This window comes from Haloimpatiens lingqiaonensis (assembly GCF_901447495.1).
Classification (GTDB): domain Bacteria; phylum Bacillota; class Clostridia; order Clostridiales; family Clostridiaceae; genus Haloimpatiens; species Haloimpatiens lingqiaonensis.
On the sequence record NZ_CABDWS010000022.1, the window covers coordinates 1 to 23840 of the forward strand.

The following is a 23840-nucleotide window of genomic DNA, read 5'->3' on the forward strand; positions in this document are numbered from 1 at the left end:
GGAAAAGCTTTTGAATACATAGAACTTTTAAGTTAAAATATAAACTATATAAACAATAATTGGTTTTAGAAATTTTATATAAAAATCTAAATAGATTAAATAAAAAATTATGCAGAGAGTGTGGTATATATGGACTGGTACAATTACACATGGAGTTATGTGGTAAAAACGTTAAATAGCGATGTTTATCGTGGGCTAAATGAAGAGCAAATATTAAAAGCTAGGGAAGAAAATGGTGATAATACTATAGAAAGACCAGAGAAAAAGAGTGATTATAAGCTAATTTTAAACCAATTGAGAAATATGTTTTTTGTTATATACATGGTGAATGTGATAATTTTAATGTATAGTAAAAATTATATTTGGGCAGCGTTTATAACAGTATTTTTTGTATTAAACCTTATAATAGTAGTGAAATTAGAAAAGGAAAGATTTAAGGGATTAAGTCAAATCGATAAATTAAACTCTTATAATGTACAAGTCATTAGAAATGGAAAGGATATAATAATTCCTGTGGAAGAACTGGTGGTAGGAGATATAGTTTGTGTGAATAAAGGCAGTATAGTGCCAGCAGATTTAAGACTTATAAGTGGAAAAAACTTAAAAGTTAAAGAGAACTCTGTAACTGGTGAAATTTATTTGGTGGAAAAATACGAAACTAAAATTGAAGAGAGGGACATAGGTTTGTCCCAAATGAGCAATATACTGTTTAAATCCTCCTATGTAAAGGAAGGAGAAGGCATTGGTATAGTGGTAGCTACAGGCATGAACACACAAATTGGAGAAGTAGTACAAATGGCTTTTAAAGATGGTAATAGAGGAGAAGAGTTTAAAAAACATTTGTTTAGTAAACTGAATTTAATAGGGTATATTTGGATTTTATTTATTTTTATAGAGTTGTTCTTGAGCTTTAGAGAAGGGATAAATTTAAATGGAGTAGGAAATAATTTAGGAAGAATTTCATCCATATATGCATCTAATCTTATGTTAATAGTGATGTTTTTATCTTACAACATTTCTATATTTAAGTTAAAAAAGCAAGGTATGTTTTTGAAAAACATGTCATCTTTATATGATATAAGCAACTTAGACATAGTAGCTTTTGAAAAAATGGGAACTTTATCAGATGAGTCAATGGAGTTTAAGAATATATATATAAATGCAGAATTAAGGGAAGTTCATAGTGTAGAATTTAATTTTGATGAGGATATAGAGAGATTTATTTCTATAGCTATTTTATGCAGTGGTTTAAAGCACTCTCCAGAAAAAGCAGTGGAGAGAGAAGAATTAGAAGAGTTAGAGCTTATGGAATTCTCTAAAATATATAACATTCATAAAAGTAATCTAGAGGCTAAATATCCTAAGATTGCAGAGATACCTATGGATCCTATAAGAAAAACTGTAACTACAATTAATAGAGTAGATGAAAACTACAGGGCAAATGTAAAAGGTTTTTTAGATTATATATTGGAAAGATGCACTCACATAAGATTAAGTGGTGTGGAAAGGGAAATAACTAAAGAGGATATTATTAAAATAAAAAATGTAAATCTTCAGTTATGTGGACAATGTTTAAATGTAGTAGCTATAGCTTCGCGAGCCTTTAGCTATGAACCTAGTTTAAATGAAAATATAGAAAGTAACTTAGTTTTTGAAGGGCTTTTAGCTTTTTACAATCCCCTAAAGGAAAAATATGAAGAAGATTTAAATTATTATAAGACTAACTGTATAAAACCTATGTTTTTAACTAAGGATAACAAGCTTACAGTTTATTCTATAGGAAAAGAAATTAAACTAATAACAAAAGTAGATGAAGTTTTATCTGGAGTAGAGATAAGTTACATGAATGATGAGCAACTAAATTACAGTATTGGCAAAGTTAGCATACTATCTAACATAGATGATAATTCTAAATCTAGAGTAGCTAAAACTCTAAAACAAAGAGGATATAATGTAGCTATGGCAGGTGAAAATCTAAAAGATTTGTCTTATTTAAATCATTGTTATATATCCATAGCTTTAGGAGAAGGATGCAGCAACATTTTAAAAAAGATATGCCATGTGTTTTCAGAAAAGTTTAATTTAGAAAGTTGTAAGGTTCTTATAAATAGTAGTAAAAGTTTTAAAAAGTTTTTTCAAAATATGGCATGGTATTTTGTTTATGTTTCTATTTTTCAGGGAGCCAACATGTGTGCTTTTCACGCTTTAAATATAGATAAAATGGTACCTATGTATTTTTATTTATATTTGAATTTTATAACAATGCCTATTATGGGTACAGCTATTTTTAAGGAATTTAACAGTAGGGAATATAGATGGAAAGAAGAAGAAAAGATAAATTCTTTTAGTTTAAAGGCTTTAAAAACTGTAGTGCTTGGAGTTTTACCAGTGCTTATGTTTAATATTATTAAATATATATCTGGTGATTTTGCATATGATATTTATTTAGTGCTTTTGAATTTATTAGTAGTATTAATGGGTATAGAGTTTAAAGAAAAAGAAAGGATGCTATTTAAAAATAGAATATCAAATGTGTTGTTTTTCTTGAGTATCATTCTTCCATTCTTAGTATTTTTAATATAATTTATCCGATGACTACCTGCCGTAACACTCCCACTTCTAACAAAGTGGGAGATAACGGCAGCTACGTCCCTGGATAACGAACTCTAACCTTCAGATGGAGTAAAAACTCCATCTGAAGGTTAGAGTTCTGTTTATAAAATGTGAAAAAAGATTACACTTCCTTTTATATGGCAACAATATAAAGGGAGGTGTATTTTTGTGTACAATAGACCGCTTATTTATTACTTGTTTTTTATGATAATTGGCTTAGTAGCCTTTTTAATATACCCAATAAGCAATATTTTAAGTATTGTCTTTGTTTTTTCAATAGTTATTCCATTTTTCTTTACTTTAGATTATAAAAAATTCTTTTTTGTAAATATATGTTTTATAATTTTAGGCATGATTTGCATTAATCTTTATTTCAATATAAGTCCATGTAATGGGCAAAGCTTTAGGGTAATGGATAAAAAAATGGGTGTTTATACAGCAAGTTTCAGGGGAAGAAAAATATATCTATGCGGCAGTACAGGCGGATTAAAGGAAGGAATGAAGATTTGTGCTGAAGGAAATTATATAAAAAATATAGATTATGAAAAGGGCATAATAGGAAAATTTTTTGTAGAAAACTACAATGTTAAAGAAAAAGATATGATATACAAAATGAATATTTTTAAATCAAAAATTTATGAAAAGTACAAAAAAATATTAGGAAAGGATAAGAGTTCACTTATAATGGCATTATGTTGCGGAGATAGTAAATACTTGTCTTATAATACAAAAAAGGATTATGCAAGGCTTGGAATAGTTCATATACTTTGTGTTTCAGGATTTCATATATCAATAGTTTATAAGATGCTTGAAAAAATATTTAAAGAAAGGATAGGGGCACTGGCCACATTTATATATGTTGTATTTACGGGATTGAAGGCGTCGGCTATAAGGGCATATATTATGATAGTGGTATGTAAATTTTCTAAAAAGCTATATGAAAAATATGATGCTCTATCAGCCCTTGCCTTAGCTGCTATAATACTGCTTTTCATAAGGCCTTATTATATATTGGATGTGGGCTTTAATCTATCTTTTTTAGCTACGCTTGGAATACTTTTATATAGCAAAAAAATAAGTAGATATCTATATAAACTTCCGGAATTCTTAAATGAAAGTATAAGCATATCCTTAAGTGCTCAAATTTTTACTTTGCCATACATAGCTTTTACTATGAATGATGTAAGCACAAGTTTTTTGTTAGGGAATATATTTTTAATTCCTATATATTCTATAGCTATAGTATTAGGTAACTTAGGTATAATTTTTATATGTTTTAAAAAGTTATTTAGCGGCATAGGGTACCTTCTATATTCAGTTTTAACTGCTATAGAAGGAGGGAATAAGATATTACTGGCTTTGTCACCGCCAATTATAAAATTTAATCCATGCTATGCAGTAGGTCTACTGGCTTTTTATTTACATTTTATTCTTCTAAAAAATTATGTAAAACAGAAGGATATTTTAGAAATAGTAAATAACTGATATAATGATTATATAGATAATTAAATTTAGGAGAGATACTATAATGAACGTTAAACTATTTGAGCTAGAAAAAAACATAAAAGAAAATAAAATATCTAATGCATATTTATTGTGCAGCATAGATATGAAGCTCATAAGGGATACAATAGATAGCATAAAAAATAAAATTTTATCAGAAGATTTTATGGAATTTAACTATGTGAAGATAGATGGAAGTAAATTGGAATCTATGGATTCAATAATTAATGCCTGTGAGACATTGCCCTTTATGAGTGAAAAAAAATTAATTGAAATTTATAATTTTAAAATTTTAAGCAAGGATAAAGAAGAAGGATTTGTAAGTGAGTTAAAGGAGTATTTGAAAAGCATACCTCCTCAATCAGTAATAATAATGTATTATTCTTTGGAATCTGAAAGAGAAAAACCCTCAAAGAACTTCAATAAACTTGCAGCTATAAAAGAAGTATGTGCATGTAAGTTAGATAAATTAAAAGGGATGGATTTACAAAAGAGGGTAAAGGAAATGTTTGACATTAGAAAGAAAAAAATAGATAAAAATAATTTAAGTTTTTTCTGTTCAGTGGTAGATAACAATATAAATATAGTAGAAAATGAAGTGGAAAAACTTTGTGCCTATACTGAGGGAAGAGATATAGAAAGAAAAGACATAGAGGAGATACTACCTCAAAGGGGAGAAAATGATATATTCAATTTGGTGGATTCCCTTTCAAGAAGAAATGTAAATAAAGGCATAGATATAGTAAATGAACTTATATATAGGGGCGAGTCCATTACTGTGATTTTAAGTATGATAGAAAGACAATTTAGAATTCTTTTAAGCTTAAAATTGGGTATAAAGGCTGGTAAAACCAAGGAAGATTTGATTAAAGAATTAAAACTTCATCCCTATGTTTGTGAAAATATGATGAGACAAAGCACTGCATTTAAAGAGCAACAATTAAAAAATATTTTGAATGCATGTATAGAATCAGAGAAAAAAATAAAAAGTTCCTCAGTGGATAATAAAGTAGAATTGGAACTTTTAATTATGAGCACTTTAATAGCATAGCGTAAAAATAACAAACCGGTGTATATACACCGGTTTAATTATTAAGCAGATAATTGAGCTAATTTTGCTGCTAATCTAGATTTCTTTCTTGAAGCTTTGTTCTTATGTAATATACCTTTAGATATAGCCATATCTAAAGCTCTAGCAGTAGCTGTATATTGAACCTTAGCTTCTTCAAGATTTTTTTCTGCTATTGCAGTCTCAAACTTTTTAATTTGAGTTTTTAAAGCAGATTTTATCATCTTGTTTCTAAGAGTTTTAGTTTCTATAACTTTTATTCTTTTCTTAGCTGATTTAATGTTTGCCATTCTTTTTCACCCCCTTGTATTTTTGTAGGGTTTTGCAGCTTTGGGGAAATCTGCATACGCGATAATATATATTTATATATATATTTAACAAATGCTATTATAGCATTAATTATATATGACTTCAAGAGTAATTTATTTATACAGCCATTAGTAATTTGAATTATCACTGCTAAAAACATAGTTACAGGATAAAACAAAAATATTTGTAGAATACTATAAAATAAAAGAAGCTCTTAAAATTTATGAAAAAGGAGTGTAGGGTAATGTTTAGCATAAGAACTGATTTAGCAGTGGAAGCTAGGGAAATATACAAGCAACAAAACAATGTAGAAATGCCTGGAGTAGAAGTACAAGAGTATGAGGAGGATAATATACGGGTAACAAGAGTTAAAGTGGTGAATGAAACTGGTGAAAAGGCCATGGGAAAACCTAAGGGTGATTACATAACTATAGATATGCCAGAGTTTGCACACTATGATGCAGATACTAAAGATAATATAAGTAAAGTACTTGCAAAGGAATTATCCGCCTTAATTAAATTGGATGACAGTATGACAGCTATGGTGGTGGGACTTGGAAATGAAAAGGTAACTCCTGATGCTTTAGGCCCTAAAGTAGTTTCACAATTAATGATAACTAGACATTTAAAACAGCTAGTGCCTAATGAAATAGATGAGGGAATAAGGTCAGTTTGTGCTGTAGCACCAGGAGTTTTGGGAACCACTGGAATAGAAAGCAGTGAAATAGTAAGATCTGTAGTAGATAAGGTAAAGCCTAATTTAGTTATATGTATAGATGCACTGGCTTCTAGAAAACTTAATAGAGTTAATAGTACCATTCAAATAGGAAGCACAGGCATATCACCAGGTTCTGGCGTTGGAAACAGGAGAATGGAATTAAGTGAAAAGACATTAAATGTTCCAGTAATAGCTATAGGAATTCCTACAGTAGTAGATGCTGCAACCATGGCCAATGATACCATAGATTTAGTGGTAGATGCACTTATAAGCCAATCAGAAACAGGAAGTAAGTTTTATAATATGTTAAAAGAACTAAATAGAAATGAAAAGCAGAAACTCATACAGGAGGTATTAGATCCATACGTAGGAAATTTAATGGTTACACCTAAAGAAGTAGATATGGTAGTAGAATCTGTTACAAAGATAGTAGCCAATGGAATAAACATAGCTTTACAACCAGCCTTAGAACTTGAAGATATAAATAAATATCTGAATTAAAAAAATAACATTTTAAACGTATTTTTTAAAAAATTTTACAAATTTAATAAAGGTAGTAATATATTTTATTCCTCTTTAATATTATATAAATTAAGAACAATATAAACAAAGGGGAGGAATAAAATTGGATTACAAAAAAATAAATAGAGAAATTGACTTGAATTTTAATAAGAAATTTAAGCTTATAATGAGTATATCTTGCATAGTAGTGATCATGATAATTACTCTAATAAGTCCTCAATTGGTAAGAGGTTATGATATAGAAGGAGAAAAAGGCAAATCATCTTTTTATGTAAAGGTATTAAATTATTCTATTCCAACAGTAAAGGTAGTAAACAATGACCTTTTGAATACTAATTCTTTAAAAGAAAGCTTTTTGCAGGCACTAGGTATTAAAAATCCTAAGTCTATATTAAAAAAAGAAATAGCAATTATAGATAAGGATAAATCAAAACAAACAACAGGAAATCAAAAGAATAATAAAGAACAGGATAGAGTGTATGATAAAGAGGGGAAAGTAGTTGTAAATCCTTTTGAATTAGACGATAAAGAAGTTTGCAGAGAGGTGAAGGACAACGATGCAAGTAGTAAGAACACTCAAAGCCCAGCTTATGACAGCAGTCTTAAGAAAACTTTAAACATGAATAAACCAGAAGTGCTTATATATCACACTCATACCCATGAAAGTTTTAGACCAGGAAATCCTAGCAGTGAAGATCAAAATGTAAATATATGTGCTGTGGGAGATGTATTAGCAAATGAGTTGATGCAGAATTATGGTATATGTGTAATACATGATAAAACTATTCACGATAGTATATATCCAAAGTGTTATGTAAAATCTGGTGAGACTTTAGATAGATATCTAAAGAAGTATGGTGATTTTAAATTAATAATAGATTTACATAGGGATTCACCATCAGACAAAAGTTTAGTTACAACTAAGTTAAATGGGGAAGATATTGCAAGAGCTATGTTTGTAATAGATAAAAGTAGTCCAAATTTAAAGGATACTTTGGCTTTGACAAATAAGTTAGTTTCCATATGTGATAAATTGTATCCAAATTTTTTAAGGAAGCAAAAGATATATTATTATGATAGAGGAAGTAGACATTTTAATCAAAATAAGAGTAAGAATGTTATTTTAATTGAAATGGGATCTTATGTAAATACCACCGATGAAGCTAAACGCACAGGCAAATATATAGCAAGAATCTTAGCAGAACACCTAAACAGAAAACAATAAAGATATGTTGAGACGTAAGTGCATAGGAAAAATCTGATTTTAATTCCGTGATAAATGTGCAATTTTGGACTTGAACAATACGCCAAGAATTTCTAATATTTGTCCATTTAAAGCCCCTAAAGTTTTCAAACTCACTCGTGCCTCGCTTAGGCAATGAAAACTTCTTAACGGTGCTTTAAATGGACAAATAAAGAAGTTCTAAGGCTAGTTCAATAGTCCTAAATTTCACATTTATCACTCCATTAAAATCAGATTTTTCAGTTCATGCATATATCGTCACGGGAGAGAACGGCCTACTAAAGGATGATTTTCCTCCACTATGTTACGGAAAATCTTTAATTGAATATGAAGAATAGTATAGTAAGAAAAGATATAACTGTTTCATTAAACAAAGCAGTTACATATTTTCTTTAAGGGCTTAAAAAATCTTTTATTGGCGGTAGCCAGCGAAAATATAGAAATATCAAATATCAAATATCAATTAATGTTGAAATTCCTATGGAATTTCTTAAATTAGAATTTGTAGAGGAAGTAAGAAGTGACAATGGACAATGGACAATTGAGAATTAAGTAAGGGGTAAGAAGTAAGAGTGAATGAGGATTGTCCTCCACTGCGTTATGGAAAATCTTTAATTAAATAAATGTAATAGTAAAACAAGCTATAAGGTAAAAAGTCAGGAGTTGAGCACTTGAAAAGTTCTTTTGGCGTAGCCTGCTGATTTGTAATGAAAAATTTATTATAGAAGATGGTTGGGGTAACCTACTTTTGTGAAAATTTAAAATAAAAATGTAACTGGAAACTAATTATTAATATTATTAAGGTTTTATGTGGTAAGTGAAAGTATGGCTATTTTTGTGACCTATCGGTCTGCGGGCTTATCAGCCCTTTAAGCAATAGTTCTTCAAAAATTCAGCTTTTCTGAATTTTAACCACAACTATTACCTTTTACTTATTCACAAATTAATTATAAAAAACTCCTTGAGTTTTAACCTTTACTCTTACTTCTTACTTTTTATCTCTTACTTTTTCTCCCCTACAAACTAAGATTTATACAAACAATTGCCTTACGGCAAAATGAATTAAATTTTAGTTACTATTTTATTTTAATAAGTATCATATAACTTTTCTAAAGGCTACGCCTAAAAGATTATAAGCGCTTTTTTATTTATAAATTAAAGATTTTCTGAATAAAATGAAGAAAATCCACATTATTTGATATTTATATATTTAGTCTGGCTGTCGCCAATAAAAGATTTAAATTAAGTCCGAAAAGATAGCTAACATAATTTCACGTTGTGAAATTATGTTAGCTATCTTTTTTACATTCTAAAATTTTTCGTAATGCAATGAAGAAAAATTATCCTTCCCTAGCACACTAATTTTAGCCCTCTAGCACACTGGCCAACTAGCACACTAATTTTGGCCCACTGAAAATTGTGACAACGTCACAATTTTCTTATGTCTTGACATAAGTTGCGGTTGTTGTGGTATAATTTACTGTGATTTAGTTTACCTTAAAAAGGATTACTATATGTATAAATAATATTGAATTATAAAAAATAGTTTAAAAGATAACGATTGAGAAAAAAATAGTTTTTACATAGGCTAAGTTTAGAAAGGCGGTAGTATAAATGAAAGGTGAAAGACAAAAGTACATAAGAAACTTTTCTATAGTGGCGCATATAGACCATGGTAAGTCTACGCTTGCGGATAGATTGATAGAAGAAACTGGAACATTGACTCGTAGAGAAATGGAAGAGCAGGTTCTTGATAGTATGGAATTAGAGAGAGAAAGAGGAATAACTATAAAGTCTAAGGCAGTTAGATTAGTATATAAAAGCGAAGATGGAAAAGAATATATATTAAATTTAATAGATACTCCAGGACATGTAGACTTCAATTATGAGGTTTCAAGAAGTTTAGCAGCTTGTGAAGGAGCTATTTTAGTAGTAGATGCTACTCAGGGTATTCAGGCTCAAACATTAGCTAACTGTTACTTAGCAGTGGATCACAACCTAGAAGTAGTTCCTGTAATAAATAAGGCGGATTTACCTAGTGCAAGACCAGAGGAAGTAAAAGAGGAAATTGAAGATGTAATAGGTATAGAAGCTCATGATGCACCAGTTGTATCAGCTAAAACAGGATTAAATATAAAGGATGTTTTAGAGGCTATAGTAGAAAAGGTGCCAGCACCTTCAGGGGATGAAGAAGCTCCTTTAAAAGCATTGGTGTTTGACTCTTACTATGATAGTTACAAGGGTGTTGTTTCTTTTATAAGAATTAAAAATGGAACTATAAAACAGGGAACTAAAATGAAGTTTATGTCTACTGGAAAAGAATATGAAGTTACCGAAGTAGGTATTTTTGCTCCTAACTTTTATCCAGTGGAAGAGTTAAAAGCAGGAGATGTTGGATATTTTACAGCATCAATTAAAAATGTAAGAGATGCTCGTGTAGGTGATACAGTAACAGAATCTAAAAGGCCTACAGAAGAAGCTCTTCCAGGGTATAGACCTGCTATACCAATGGTTTACAGTGGAATTTATCCAGTGGATGGAGCTAAATATGATGAATTAAAAGAAGCTTTAGAAAAGCTACAAATAAATGATGCAGCTCTATTGTTTGAACCAGAAACATCTATAGCACTTGGCTTTGGATTTAGATGTGGTTTCTTGGGACTTTTGCATATGGAAATTATTCAAGAGAGAATTGAAAGAGAATTTGATTTAGACATAATAACTACAGCGCCTTCTGTTATTTATAAGGTTCATAAAACTGATGGAACTAATATGGATATAACTAATCCTACTAATTTACCAGATCCATCAGAGATTAGGTATATGGAAGAGCCTATAGTAAAAGTTTCCATAATTACACCTTCTGATTTTGTAGGATCCATAATGGAATTGTGCCAAGAAAGAAGAGGTAATTTCATAAACATGGAATATATAGAAACTACAAGAGTAGTTCTTCATTATCAATTACCACTTAATGAGATAATTTATGATTTCTTTGATGTGTTAAAGTCAAGAACCAAAGGATATGCATCTTTAGATTATGAACTTGATGGATATAAAGAAACGGAACTTGTTAAGCTTGACATACTTTTAAATGGAGATGTGGTAGATGCACTTTCTATGATAGTGCCAAAGGAAAGAGCTTATAACAGAGGAAGAAATACTGCAGAAAAGTTAAAAGAAATTATACCAAGACAAATGTTTGAAATTCCAATACAGGCGGCAGTTGGTTCTAAAATAATTGCAAGAGAAACAGTAAAAGCTCTAAGAAAAGACGTACTTGCAAAATGTTATGGTGGAGATATATCTAGAAAGAGAAAGCTTCTGGAGAAACAAAAGAAGGGTAAGAAGAGAATGAGACAGGTAGGTTCTGTTGAAGTTCCACAAGAGGCATTTATGTCTATACTTAAAGTTGACTAATACCTTTTTCGAGAATATATTTAGGTACTAGGTACTAGGTACTAGGTGCTAGACCGATGAAATAATAGTTAAGGAAGAATTTTAGTTTTACTAAAAATCAGCAATATTTGATATTTAATATTTGATATTTGATATTTGATATTTGATATTTAATATTTGTAAAGATAGGGAGGAATTTAAAATGGGTGAATCAGTAGGATTATATATTCATATTCCATTTTGCAAACAAAAATGTTTTTACTGTGATTTTCCTTCCTTTAGTGGTAAAGAATCTTTTATGATAAATTATGCTAAAGCTTTAAGTAAAGAGATATGCGGAATTAAAAATAAAATTGGTACTATATTTATAGGTGGGGGAACTCCCACCTATTTATCTTTAGATGCGTGGAAATTTATAAAAGAGGCTTTGGATGGTTTGAATAAAGAAAAGGATTTAGAATTTACCGTTGAAGGAAATCCAGGAACTTTTACAGAAGAAAAAATTAAGTTTTTTAAGGAAATGGGAGTAAATAGGTTAAGTATAGGACTTCAGGCATGGCAAGATGATATTTTAAAAACATTAGGTAGAATTCACACTTTAGAGGATTTTAAAAACAGCTATAAAATGGCTAGAGATTATGGATTTAAAAATATAAATATAGATCTTATGTTTGGTCTTCCTAATCAAAGCTTAGAAGATTGGAAGGAAACTTTGAGAAATGTAATAAATATGGAGCCAGAACATCTTTCTTGTTATAGTCTTATAGTTGAGGAAGGTACGGCTTTTTATAAAAATATAGAAAAATTATCTTTGCCATCAGAAGAAGAAGAGAGAAGTATGTATATAGAAACGGTAAATTTTTTAAAGGAAAATTTATATGAGCAATATGAAATATCTAATTTTGCTAGACAAGGTAAGAAGTGCAGACACAATTTGATTTACTGGAACCTGGAAGAATATATAGGGTGTGGTTCAGGAGCACACTCTTATTTAAATGATGAAAGATATTATAACCAAGAGGATATATGCCACTATATTGAGCTTATGGAAAGTAAAAATAGTGCTCAAGTAGATAAGCATAAAAATTCTACAAAAGAAAACATGGAAGAGTATGCTTTTATGGGACTTAGAAAAATCCAAGGAATTTCAAAGAAAGAATTTAAAGATAGATATGGTATAGATATTTATGATGTATATGGGAATATTATAGATAAATATAAAGCTATGAATTTAATGATTGAAGAGGAAGATAGGATATTTTTATCAGAAGAGGGAATACAGGTATCCAATGTTATAATGAGCGATTTTATGTTAGATTAAAGTACTTGGATTGAAATATAACAAATGAATATTAATAGCTGAGGTTAGTGTCTTAGTTACAGTATAATATAGAAATACTAGTGTTTAAATTGAAAAGTATATTAAATGAAAGTAATAAGCAGAAATAACGAGAAAAATATGGTTAAATAAGATAAAATAACACTAATTTGAATTTATATTACATACTCTATGTTGACAAAAAAAAATTAGAGTGATATGTTTAAAACATAGTCGTTAGCACTCAATGCTAATGAGTGCTAATAAAAGAGGTGATATTTATGAATATAGATGAAAGAAAAATTAGAATACTTCAAGCTATAATTCACGACTATATAAACACAGGAGAACCCATTGGATCAAGGACTATAGCAAAGAAATATGATTTAGGAATAAGCTCAGCAACCATAAGAAATGAAATGTCTGATTTAGAGGATATGGGTTATTTAGAGCAACTTCATAGTTCCTCTGGGAGAAAACCTTCAGATAAGGGTTACAGGTTGTATGTAGATGAGTTTATGCAATTACCTAAAATATCACCTGAAGATGAGCTTACTATACAAAAGAGCATTATGGATTTAGCAATTTTTCAAATGGATAAAGCCATTCAAGACGTGACAGAGTTATTGTCACAACTTACAAAGCTAACATGCGTTGTAAAGGCACCTTCTTTAAGACAGAGTTATATAAAACATATACAGTTAACACCTATAGATGGTTCTAATGTACTTTTGACCATAGTTACAGATACAGCTTTAGTTAAAAATGCTATAGTGAGGTTGGATGTAGAAATAGATAATGAATGGATTTTTAGATTTAATAATTATATCAATGAGAAGCTAAGATATAAAACTGTAGATGAGTTTTTTAATAAGTGCATTTATGAAATAGAGCAGGAACTAGAAAATAGCTATTCAAGTATAGGTGTTATAATAAGTACACTGGCAGAAACTCTAATAGAAATTGATGAATCTCAGTTTTATTTAGGAGGAGCAACAAACATATTTAATTATCAAGAATACAATGATATAGATAATGCGAGAAAATTTTTAAGTCTTTTAGATGACAAAGAAAAGATAAGACTATTGTTAAATGAAGGGCTTAATCCTAACAAAGTATCTATAAAAATTGGAACTGAGAATTTTATAGAGGGTGCAGAGGACTGTAGTATTATATCTGCTGTCTATAGTATAAACAACAGACCTTTAGGTGCTATTGGCATTATTGGACCTACAAGAATGCATTATCCTAAGGTGATATCCATATTAAGAGAAGTTATAAAGACTCTAAATAAGAATTCTTCAGATAACCTAAATAAATAATAAAGGTTATAAAAATATTAAGGCGGTGATATAGTTGACAATAGAAGAAAAAAATTTAAATGAAGAGCAAGAAAAAGGGGAAACATTAGAGAATAAAGTAAAAGAAGAAGCAGAAAGATGTGATAATGAGGATGTAAAAACATCCCAAAAGGAAAGTGAAGAAAAGGATGAAAAAGAAACTTTCTTAAAGGAGCTACAGGAGCAAAAGGAAAAACTTGAAAGCGAAATAAGGAATATTAAAGATGATAATACTAAATTAAATAATGAAAACAATGCTTTAAAAGATAGATTAGAAAGAGTAGTTTCAGAGTATGATAACTACAGAAATAGAACTACTAAGGAAAAGGAAGCTATTTATGATGATGCCTGTGAGGATGTGCTAAAGCATATGTTCCCTGTACTAGACAATTTAGAAAGAGCTATGTGTGTAGAGGGTTGTGTAGATGACATTAAAAAAGGCATAGAAATGACTATAAAGCAGTTTAAAGATAGTTTTGAAAAAATAGGTGTAGAAGAAATTTCTATAGAAGAAGGTTTTGATCCTAATTTTCATAATGCAGTAATGCATGTGGAAGATGATAACTATAAAGAAAATTCAGTAGTAGAAGTATTCCAAAAGGGATATAAAAAAGGAAATAAAGTTTTAAGATACAGTATGGTTAAAGTTGCAAACTAACCAGCATATATATGAGGAGGTAATCAAAATGGGTAAAATAATAGGAATTGATTTAGGAACAACAAACTCTTGTGTTGCAGTTATGGAAGGTGGAGAACCAGTTGTAATACCAAATGCAGAAGGAGCTAGAACAACACCATCAGTTGTATCATTTCAAAAGGATGATAGCAGACTAGTAGGTCAAGTTGCTAAAAGACAGGCAATAACAAACCCAGATAAAACAATAATATCTATAAAAAGACATATGGGTACTGATTATAGAGTAGCTATTGATGATAAAAAGTATTCACCAGAAGAAATATCAGCAATAGTATTACAAAAATTAAAGGCTGATGCTGAAGCATATTTAGGAGAAAAAGTAACTCAAGCAGTTATAACTGTTCCAGCTTACTTTAATGACAGCCAAAGACAGGCTACTAAAAATGCTGGTAAAATAGCTGGTCTTGAAGTTTTAAGAATAATAAACGAACCAACAGCAGCATCACTTGCTTATGGCCTTGACAAGATGGATACAAATCAAAAGATATTTGTATATGACTTAGGTGGAGGAACATTTGACGTATCTATACTAGAACTAGGTGATGGAGTATTTGAAGTTAAGGCAACTAATGGTAATACTAAATTAGGTGGAGATGACTTCGACAACAGAATAATGGATTACATTGCACAAAACTTTAAAAATGAAAATGGTATAGATTTAAGACAAGACAAAATGGCGCTTCAAAGATTAAAAGAAGCTGCTGAAAAAGCTAAAATAGAATTATCTTCAGCTATGCAGACAAACATTAATTTACCATTTATAACTGCAGATGCTACAGGTCCAAAACATATAGATATGGATTTAACAAGAGCTAAATTTAATGAATTAACTGCTGATTTAGTAGAAGCTAGTATAGAGCCTATGAGAAAAGCACTTAGCGATTCAGGACTTTCAATAAATGAAATAGATAAAATAGTACTTGTAGGAGGATCTACTAGAATTCCTGCAGTTCAAGAAGCTGTTAAAAACTTTACAGGAAAAGAGCCAACTAAAGGAGTTAACCCAGATGAATGTGTTGCACTAGGAGCAGCTATACAAGCTGGTGTACTTTCAGGAGACGTTAAGGATGTACTTCTTCTAGATGTTACTCCATTAACTTTAGGAATAGAAACATTAGGCGGAGTTGCAACTCCATTAATAGAAAGAAATACAACTATTCCAACTAAGAAGAGCCAAATATTCTCAACAGCAGCAGATGGTCAAACATCCGTTGAAATTCATATAGTTCAAGGTGAAAGACAAATGGCTGCAGACAATAAGACTTTAGGAAGATTCCAACTTTCAGGAATACCAGCAGCTCCAAGAGGAATACCTCAAATAGAAGTTACATTTGACATTGATGCTAACGGTATATTAAATGTTTCAGCTAAGGATAAGGGAACAGGAAAAGAAGCAAAAATAACCATAACAGCTTCAACTAACCTTTCTCAAGATGAAGTTGAAAAAGCTATGAAAGAAGCAGAAGAAAATGCAGAAGCAGATAAGAATAAAAAAGATTTAATAGAAGCTAAAAATAATGCTGAGCAAATAGCTTATCAAACAGAAAAAACATTAGGAGAGCTTGGTGATAAAGTATCAGAAGCTGAAAAATCAGATATAAAAGCTAAAATAGAGAACTTGAAGAAAGTTAAAGATACAGATGATTTAGAAGGAATCAAAAAAGCTCAAGAAGAATTGACAACAGCTTTCTATGCAATATCTTCTAAAATCTATCAAGAAGCTGCTCCACAAGGTGCAGGTCCAGATATGGGCGGAGCTTCAGCAGAAGATGCAAATGCTAAGGCATCAGATGACAATGTAGTAGATGCAGATTACAAAGTAGAAGACGATAAATAATAAATTAAAGTAAATAAGGGGAGGATTTATTGCCTTCCCTTAATTTGGGTTATTAGGTGGTGAATTAAATTTGGCTAATAAAGATTATTATGAGATCCTTGGAATACAAAAGGGAGCCAGTGATGAAGAAATAAAAAAGGCTTTTAGAAAAATGGCCTTAAAATATCATCCAGACAGAAATCCAGATAATAAAGAAGCTGAGGAAAAATTTAAAGAAATAAACGAGGCTTATCAAGTGCTTTCTGACCCTAATAAAAGAAGTCAATATGACCAATTTGGTACTACAGATTTTAATGGTGGTGCTGGCGGCTTTGGAGGATTTGATTTCTCAGGCTTTGGTGGTTCTGGTGGCTTTGGAGGATTTTCAGATATATTTGAAAACATCTTTGGCGGTGGCGGCGGTGGTTTTTCTGGAAGAAGACCAAATGCTCCTCAAAGAGGTGACGATTTAGAATATACTTTAAGATTAAAATTTGAAGAAGCTATTTTTGGAGTAGAAAAAGAAATTTCCATAGATAAAAAGGAAAAATGTGAAAAGTGCAATGGTACAGGTGCAAAGGAAGGAACTTCTCCTGAAACTTGTGACAAATGTGGTGGTTCTGGACAAATGAGAGTTCAAAGGAATACTCCTTTAGGCAGTTTTGTAAGTGTTACTACTTGCGATAAATGTGGAGGAACAGGAAAGATAATAAAGGAAAAATGTGTTCACTGTGGTGGAAATGGAACTGTAAGAAGAAGAAAGAAAATAAAGATTAATATACCTGCAGGAGTAGATACAGGAAATGTACTTCCTATAAGGGGACAGGGTGAACCTGGAAAAAATGGAGGCCCTTCTGGAGATCTTTATATAAATATAATGGTAGAACCACATCCAAACTTTAAAAGAGAAGGAATCAATATATATATAGATACGCACATAAGTTTTGGAAAAGCTGCACTAGGAGCAGAGATAAAAGTTCCTACAGTAGATGGACCTGTTAAATACAAAGTGCCAGCAGGTACCCAACCAGGTACAGTATTTAGATTAAAAGGTAAAGGTGTTCCAAGAATAAATAGTAAATCTAGAGGAGATCAATATGTTAAGGTTATAGTGGATGTACCTAAAGATTTAAATGATGGACAAAAGAAAGCTATTTTAGACTTTATGGAAGCTAGTGGTGAAAAATTCGAAGGAGATAAAAAAGAATCCTTCGTGGACAAATTGAAGAATTCATTTAAATAAACAGAGCTCTTAGCTTCAGATGGAGTTTTTATACTCCAACTGAAGGTTAGAGATCGTTATCCAGGGACGTAGCTGCCGTTATCTCCCGCTTTGTTAGAAGTGGGAGTGTTACGGCAGGTAGTCATGGGATAAAGATAGCCGCTTAACTTAATAATAGTTAGGCGGTTAGTTTTTTAGGGATAAACTTTAAATTAAAGTATACATATTCAAATATTATGTGATAATATATTATAAGAAAATAATAAGTATGGGAGAAAAAGCGATGATAGATAAAGAATGGATAGAAGTTACAATAATAACTAGTAGTGAAGCTGTGGAACCAGTTTCAGGCATATTATATAATACAGGAGTTAAAGGCGTATCTATAGAGGATTCCCAAGATGTAGAATTTAAAAAGAAAAATCCAGGAGATTGGGATTATTTTGATGAAAAACTTTTGAACATAGAGGATGGAGCGGTAATAAAGGGATATTATAAGGAAGATGAAAATTTCCAATCATATATTAAATACATAAAAGAAAGCGTAAATTCATTAGGTGAATTTGGTATAGACAAAGGTAAGGGAATAGTTGTTTATAATAAAGTGAATGAAGAGGACTGGGAAAATAACTGGAAGAAGTATTACAAACCTACAAAAGTAGGGGATAAGATAGTGGTAAAACCTATTTGGGAAGAGTATAAAAATAACCCAGGAGAAATAATTTTAGAGTTAGACCCAGGAATGGCCTTTGGAACTGGAACTCATGAAACCACTAGAATGTGCATAAAAGCTTTAGAAAAATATGTAAAAGAAGATTCCACAGTGTTTGACATAGGAACAGGTTCAGGAATACTATCTATTGCAGCAGCTAAACTAAATGCTAAAAAAGTAATAGGTGTGGATTTAGATCCTGTAGCAGTAGATTCTGCAAAACAAAATGTAGAATTTAACAAATTAGATAATATAGAAATACTATATGGAAACTTAATGGAAGTAGTACAGGGAAAAGCTGATATAGTAATTGCTAACATAATAGCAGATATTATAATGTTTTTGACTAAGGATGTTAAAAATTTCATAAAAGAAGATGGATATTTTATATCCTCAGGAATAATATTAGAAAGAAAAAATGATGTGGTTAAATGTTTAGAGGAAAATGGATTTCACATTGAAGAAATCAATATAGATGGAGAATGGTGCTGTATTGTAGCAAGAGAAAGGAAGAATTAAGATGCATAAGTTTTTTGTATCTAATGAAAATATTATAGATGGATTAGTTACCATAGTTGATGAGGATGTAAAACATATTTATAAAGTTTTAAGATTAAACCCTGGCGATAAAATTTGTATAAATAATTGCTCAGGACAGGAATATTTAGCAGAGATAATAGAAATAAATAAAAAAGAAGTAAAAGCTCAAATACTAGAAAATATGGACACAGATAATGAAAGTCCTATAAATGTAACCATATATCAAGGACTTCCTAAGGCAGCAAAAATGGATTTGATAGTTCAAAAAAATACTGAGCTCGGGGTAAAAGAAATAACTCCTGTTATGACAGAAAGAGTAGTAGTTAAAGGAGAATTAAAGGAATATAAAAAGGTTGATAGATGGAATAGAATTGCCTTGGAAGCTTGTAAACAAAGTAAAAGAAGTTATATTCCTAAGATAAATAACCCATTAGGGTTCAATAATATGTTAGAGGAATTGTGTAAATTTCAATTGGTAGTGGTGCCTTATGAAAATAAAGAAGGTTATGGTATAAAAAAATTAGTTGAAGATATAAAAAATCTGCCAGTTAAGGATGTAGCTATTATTATAGGTCCAGAAGGTGGATTTGAAGAAAGAGAAATATCTAAGCTTGAAGAAATAGGAGCGCATATAGTTACTTTAGGACCAAGAATTTTAAGAACAGAAACTGCGGGATTTACCTGTTTGAGCTTGATAATGTATGAATTAGGAGATTTAGGAGGAAATATGTAATGAAGGTTGCTTTTGCCACTTTAGGCTGTAGAGTAAATATGTACGAGACAGAAGCTATGATGGAGAAATTCATAAAAGAAGGATACAAAGTAGTGGATTTTGAAGAATTTGCAGATGTATATGTAATAAACACCTGCACCGTTACTAATACTGGAGATAAGAAATCTAGACAAATCATAAGAAGAGCTAAAAAGAAAAATGAAGACTCCATAGTGGCAGTGGTGGGATGTTATGCTCAAATTGCTCCAGAAGAGATTTCTAGTATAGAAGGAGTAGATATAATTCTAGGAACTAGAAATAAAGGTGACATAGTTTATTGGGTAAATAGAGTTAAAGAAGAAAAAAGCCAAATGGTAGTGGTAGAAGAGGTATTAAAAAATAATGTATTTGAAGATTTAAATATAGAGGAATATCAAGATAAAACTAGAGCTTTCCTTAAAATTCAAGATGGATGCAATAGATTTTGTTCCTATTGCCTAATACCTTTTGCTAGAGGGGCTGTATGCAGTAAAAAACCAGAAAGAGTTTTGGAAGAGGTTAAAAAGCTTTCAGAACACGGCTTTAAAGAAATAGTGCTATCAGGTATTCATATAGCCTCTTATGGTAATGATTTAGAGGGGAATTGGAATTTAGTAAGGATATTAGAAGAGATAAATAAGGTAGAGGGAATAGAGAGAATAAGAATAGGCTCTATAGATCCTACTTTCTTTACAGAAGAAGTTATAAAAAAAGTTGCTTCTTTAGAAAAAATGTGTCCACACTTCCACTTATCACTACAAAGTGGATGTGATGAAACTTTAAAAAGAATGAATAGAAAATATACTACAGAGGATTATAGAAATTCTGTTTGTAATTTAAGAAAATATATAAAAGATGTATCCATAACTACAGATATTATAGTTGGATTTCCAGGAGAAACTGAGGAAGAATTTAATGCTACTTACAATTTCTTAAAAGAAATAGAACTTTCTAAGATGCATGTATTTAAATATAGTCCAAGAAAAGGAACTAAAGCAGCAGAAATGCCAAATCAAGTGGATGGCAATGTGAAAGAAGAAAGAAGCACAAAAGTGATTTTACTGGACAAAGAATTAGAAAATAAGTTTATAAGCAAATTTGTAGGAAGAGAAATGCAGGTTTTATTTGAACAGTGTGTGGATGAAAATAAAAATTTATATGAAGGCTATACAGAAAACTACATAAAAGTATTAATGGAGTCAAAAGAGGATTTAAGAGATAAAATAGTAAAGGTTAATATAACCTCAGCAGAAGGAGAACATGCTTTGGCTGATTAAAGTAATATAAAAAATCTTTTTTCATAAGAAGGAATTAATAAAATTATGTTGAAATATAATTAATAAATGGTGAGGAGGTGATATTGATGGAAAACTGCATATTTTGTAAAATTGCAAAGGGAGATATACCTTGCAGCAAAGTATATGAAGACGAGAAGATACTGGCATTTAAGGACATAGAACCTCAAGCACCTATCCATATATTGATAATACCTAAACATCATATAGAGAGTTTGAATTCACTAAGTGAAGAGGATGCTGATATAGTAACATATATTTTTATGAAGGCTAAACAATTGGCTAAAGATTTAGGTGTAGCTGAAAGTGGATATAGAATAGTTAATAATTGTGGTGAAGACGGTGGACAGACAGTGAAACATCTTCATTTCCATATGCTTGCTGGAAGAAATCTTCAATGGCCCCCAGGTTAATGTAAAAAAGGTTATTGACACAAGCAGAAGGGCTATTGTATAATTAACAATGTGCTATTTATGCCCAACATCAGCTGTTTAAAATTAAAATAAATCAGCTAGCGGAGGGAGGGAAAATACATGTCAGAAATAAAAGTAAGAGAAAACGAATCACTTGAAAGTGCTTTAAGAAGATTTAAAAAAGAATGCGCTAAGTCTGGTGTTCTTTCTGAAGTAAGAAAAAGAGAGCACTATGAAAAACCAAGCGTAAAGAAAAAAAAGAAATCTGAAGCAGCAAGAAAAAGAAAACATAGATAGATTTTTTAAATTTGAAAGAAGGTACGAGTATGTCCCTTAAAGAAAGATTACAACAAGATTGGAAAGATGCATTAAAAGGAAAAGAAAAATTTAAAGCTAATGTTATTAGCATGGCTAAGGCTGCAGTTTTGCATGCTGAAAAGACAGATGGTTCTTCCCTTGACGATGAACAGATTGTTGAAATCTTAGCTAAGGAAGTAAAACAAAGAAAAGATGCTATAGAAGAGTTTAAAAAGGGAAATAGACAGGATCTAGTAGATGATACCGAAAAGGAAATACAGATCTTGATGAATTACCTTCCTCAGCAGTTAACTCAGGAAGAAATCTTTAAAATTATCAAAGCATCGGCTGATGAGGTAGGGGCTAATAGCATAAAAGACATGGGAAAGCTTATGTCAGCAGTAATGCCTAAGTTTAAAGGCAGAGCTGATGGTAAACTTGTCAATAAAATTGTAAAAGAATATCTTAGTAGATAAGGTTCAGCAATGCTGAACCTTTTTATTTTCTCTATTTTTATCATTTATTAAATTTTTCATTCATAAATTTAATATGAAAGATATGAATGAGAAGGTGATTTTTTGGAGAAAAAAATGTATAGAGTTAGAAAAACATTTGCAGATAAATTAGAACTTCCTAGAGATGTAATTCTAGACTTGCCTAGAATTACTGTAATGGGAAATAGTGAGATAACCATAGAAAATCATAAGGGAATTGTGCTTTTCCAAGATGAAATAATAAAAATAAATACTGCCATTGGAGAGATAACTATAAGTGGTAAAAATTTTGAAATACTATTTATAGGGGGAAACTCCTTAAGTTTAAGTGGAAGGTTTAAGAGTATAGCCTATGGAGGAAATGAGTAGTATGAATTTTAGTAAATATAAAAGAAGCACAATGCTTTTGGAGATTCAGTGTTTAAGCCCAGAAAGATTTATTAATTTATTATGGAAAAATAATATATATGTAAAAGATATAAAAAGGATGAATTTAACTACAGCTACAATGGTTGTAAATTTAAAAGATTATTCTAAAATAGCGGAAATATCTAAGAGAACAGATACAAAAATAAAAATATTAAGAAGAAGGGGAATAGATTTTTTACTCATAAGAAAAAATAAAGTATTTGCTATTTCCATTGGAGTTATATTATTTATAAGCATCACATATTATTTGTCTGGCTTTATATGGAGAGTGAATATAGAAACAGAAAAATATCTTTCACCCTATGAAATAAGGAGATTATTACTCACATATGGAATAAAGGAGGGTAAAAAGAAAGCTGGTATAGATGTGCATAAATTAGAAAAGCAAATATTAAAGGATAATAGTAATGTTATGTGGGTTAAGGCCAGAATAGAGGGTGTAAATTTAAATGTAAGCATATTTGAAAATCAATCCCCGCCTATTATAGTGAATAATGAGGAACCTTGTGATTTAGTGGCACAAAGAGATGGAGAAATATCTAGGATATATACAAAGGCAGGAACGGCAGTGGTAAAGGAAGGGGATATAGTAAAAAAGGGACAGCTTCTAGTAAAAGGAGAACAGGGTACAGAAAATGTGAATTATCAAGTTCATGCAGAGGGAAAGGTAATAGCGAAAACCTTCTATGAAAAATATAAAGAAGTACCCATTAAGGTTAAAATAAGAGAGAGAACTGGAAATAAGGTGGAAAAAGTTTATATTGTTATAAAAGGGAAGAAAATTTACTTAAAAAATAATTTAAATAAATTTTCTAAGTATGATAGAATAGTAGATAATAAAGGACCTTTAGTTAAAGAAATATTTTATGAAGTTAAAGAAAAAGAAGTTATAAATAAAAAAGAAGAAGTAGTTAAAAAAACTGTAGAGGAATTAGCTAAAGATATAATTAAAAATATAGACAAATCAGTTAAAATAATAGATAAGATTGTTGATGCAAGTAGCGAAGAAGACAGATATGTGGTGAGGCTCCTTTTAGTAGGAGAAGAAAATATAGCAGTGCCGCAGAAAATAGAAAGTGATGTGGATAAAGAAAAATAATTATTATAGTTTAGCTAACATAGGATGGTTGAGAATAGAGG

At 30.4% G+C, this 23840-nt stretch carries 20 protein-coding genes; 19 read left to right on the forward strand and 1 reads right to left on the reverse strand.

Annotation, left to right across the window (positions count from 1 at the left end; translation table 11 throughout):
- The first annotated feature begins 129 nt into the window (after window positions 1–129).
- The 3 genes from FGK85_RS06070 (at window position 130) to holA (ending at window position 5167) form a co-directional block, all read left to right on the forward strand.
- Window positions 130–2583, forward strand: a complete 2454-nt coding sequence (locus FGK85_RS06070) for an HAD-IC family P-type ATPase (protein ID WP_138204728.1) — start codon at window positions 130–132, stop codon at window positions 2581–2583.
- A gap of 198 nt (window positions 2584–2781) precedes the next feature.
- Window positions 2782–4098 carry a ComEC/Rec2 family competence protein gene (locus tag FGK85_RS06075; RefSeq protein WP_138204730.1) on the forward strand — a complete coding sequence of 439 codons (1317 nt, stop codon included), beginning with the start codon at window positions 2782–2784 and terminating at the stop codon, window positions 4096–4098.
- Window positions 4099–4141: 43 nt separating this feature from the next.
- Complete coding sequence (holA, locus tag FGK85_RS06080) at window positions 4142–5167, forward strand: DNA polymerase III subunit delta (protein ID WP_138204732.1); 1026 nt, start codon at window positions 4142–4144, stop codon at window positions 5165–5167.
- Between the two features lie 41 nt (window positions 5168–5208).
- Here the strand turns inward: holA and rpsT are convergent, their stop codons facing one another.
- A complete protein-coding gene (gene rpsT / locus FGK85_RS06085; RefSeq protein WP_138204734.1) occupies window positions 5209–5475 on the reverse strand; it encodes a 30S ribosomal protein S20 in 267 nt (88 codons plus the stop codon).
- Window positions 5476–5738: 263 nt separating this feature from the next.
- Between rpsT and gpr the strand changes: the two genes are divergently transcribed.
- The 16 genes from gpr to yqfD all read left to right on the forward strand — a co-directional run bounded on the left by gpr (window position 5739) and on the right by yqfD (window position 23799).
- Entirely contained in the window at window positions 5739–6713 is a 975-nt protein-coding gene (gpr, locus tag FGK85_RS06090; protein WP_138204736.1) for a GPR endopeptidase, read from the forward strand.
- A gap of 124 nt (window positions 6714–6837) precedes the next feature.
- Window positions 6838–7959 (forward strand): stage II sporulation protein P, encoded by a 1122-nt coding sequence (locus FGK85_RS06095; protein WP_138204738.1) that lies wholly within the window; start codon window positions 6838–6840, stop codon window positions 7957–7959.
- 1632 nt (window positions 7960–9591) lie between these two features.
- Window positions 9592–11397, forward strand: coding sequence for a translation elongation factor 4 (lepA, locus tag FGK85_RS06100; RefSeq protein ID WP_138204740.1), 1806 nt, complete (start codon window positions 9592–9594; stop codon window positions 11395–11397).
- Window positions 11398–11578: 181 nt separating this feature from the next.
- Window positions 11579–12697 carry a radical SAM family heme chaperone HemW gene (gene hemW, locus FGK85_RS06105; protein ID WP_138204742.1) on the forward strand — a complete coding sequence of 373 codons (1119 nt, stop codon included), beginning with the start codon at window positions 11579–11581 and terminating at the stop codon, window positions 12695–12697.
- 278 nt (window positions 12698–12975) lie between these two features.
- Window positions 12976–14016, forward strand: coding sequence for a heat-inducible transcriptional repressor HrcA (hrcA, locus tag FGK85_RS06110; protein ID WP_138204744.1), 1041 nt, complete (start codon window positions 12976–12978; stop codon window positions 14014–14016).
- A 34-nt stretch (window positions 14017–14050) separates the two neighbouring features.
- Entirely contained in the window at window positions 14051–14692 is a 642-nt protein-coding gene (gene grpE / locus FGK85_RS06115; RefSeq protein ID WP_138204746.1) for a nucleotide exchange factor GrpE, read from the forward strand.
- A 28-nt stretch (window positions 14693–14720) separates the two neighbouring features.
- A complete protein-coding gene (gene dnaK, locus FGK85_RS06120; protein ID WP_138204748.1) occupies window positions 14721–16568 on the forward strand; it encodes a molecular chaperone DnaK in 1848 nt (615 codons plus the stop codon).
- Between the two features lie 70 nt (window positions 16569–16638).
- Window positions 16639–17790 carry a molecular chaperone DnaJ gene (gene dnaJ, locus FGK85_RS06125; protein ID WP_138204750.1) on the forward strand — a complete coding sequence of 384 codons (1152 nt, stop codon included), beginning with the start codon at window positions 16639–16641 and terminating at the stop codon, window positions 17788–17790.
- A 265-nt stretch (window positions 17791–18055) separates the two neighbouring features.
- On the forward strand, window positions 18056–19000 hold the full coding sequence (gene prmA, locus FGK85_RS06130) for a 50S ribosomal protein L11 methyltransferase (protein ID WP_138204794.1): 945 nt from the start codon (window positions 18056–18058) through the stop codon (window positions 18998–19000).
- 1 nt (window position 19001) lies between these two features.
- The gene (locus tag FGK85_RS06135) at window positions 19002–19754 is read left to right on the forward strand and encodes a 16S rRNA (uracil(1498)-N(3))-methyltransferase (protein ID WP_138204752.1); all 753 of its coding nucleotides are present in this window, start codon (window positions 19002–19004) and stop codon (window positions 19752–19754) included.
- The gene (gene mtaB / locus FGK85_RS06140) at window positions 19754–21049 is read left to right on the forward strand and encodes a tRNA (N(6)-L-threonylcarbamoyladenosine(37)-C(2))-methylthiotransferase MtaB (RefSeq protein WP_138204754.1); all 1296 of its coding nucleotides are present in this window, start codon (window positions 19754–19756) and stop codon (window positions 21047–21049) included. Before FGK85_RS06135 ends, mtaB begins: the two co-directional genes overlap by 1 nt.
- An 86-nt stretch (window positions 21050–21135) precedes the next feature.
- Window positions 21136–21480: a histidine triad nucleotide-binding protein gene (locus FGK85_RS06145; protein ID WP_138204757.1), complete on the forward strand. Its 345-nt coding sequence runs from the start codon at window positions 21136–21138 to the stop codon at window positions 21478–21480.
- Window positions 21481–21600: 120 nt separating this feature from the next.
- Window positions 21601–21777 (forward strand): 30S ribosomal protein S21, encoded by a 177-nt coding sequence (gene rpsU / locus FGK85_RS06150; protein WP_035288167.1) that lies wholly within the window; start codon window positions 21601–21603, stop codon window positions 21775–21777.
- Window positions 21778–21806: 29 nt separating this feature from the next.
- Entirely contained in the window at window positions 21807–22253 is a 447-nt protein-coding gene (locus tag FGK85_RS06155; protein ID WP_138204759.1) for a GatB/YqeY domain-containing protein, read from the forward strand.
- A 102-nt stretch (window positions 22254–22355) separates the two neighbouring features.
- The gene (gene yqfC, locus FGK85_RS06160; protein WP_138204761.1) at window positions 22356–22640 is read left to right on the forward strand and encodes a sporulation protein YqfC; all 285 of its coding nucleotides are present in this window, start codon (window positions 22356–22358) and stop codon (window positions 22638–22640) included.
- Window position 22641: 1 nt separating this feature from the next.
- Complete coding sequence (gene yqfD / locus FGK85_RS06165; protein ID WP_171011343.1) at window positions 22642–23799, forward strand: sporulation protein YqfD; 1158 nt, start codon at window positions 22642–22644, stop codon at window positions 23797–23799.
- Window positions 23800–23840: the final 41 nt, after the last annotated feature.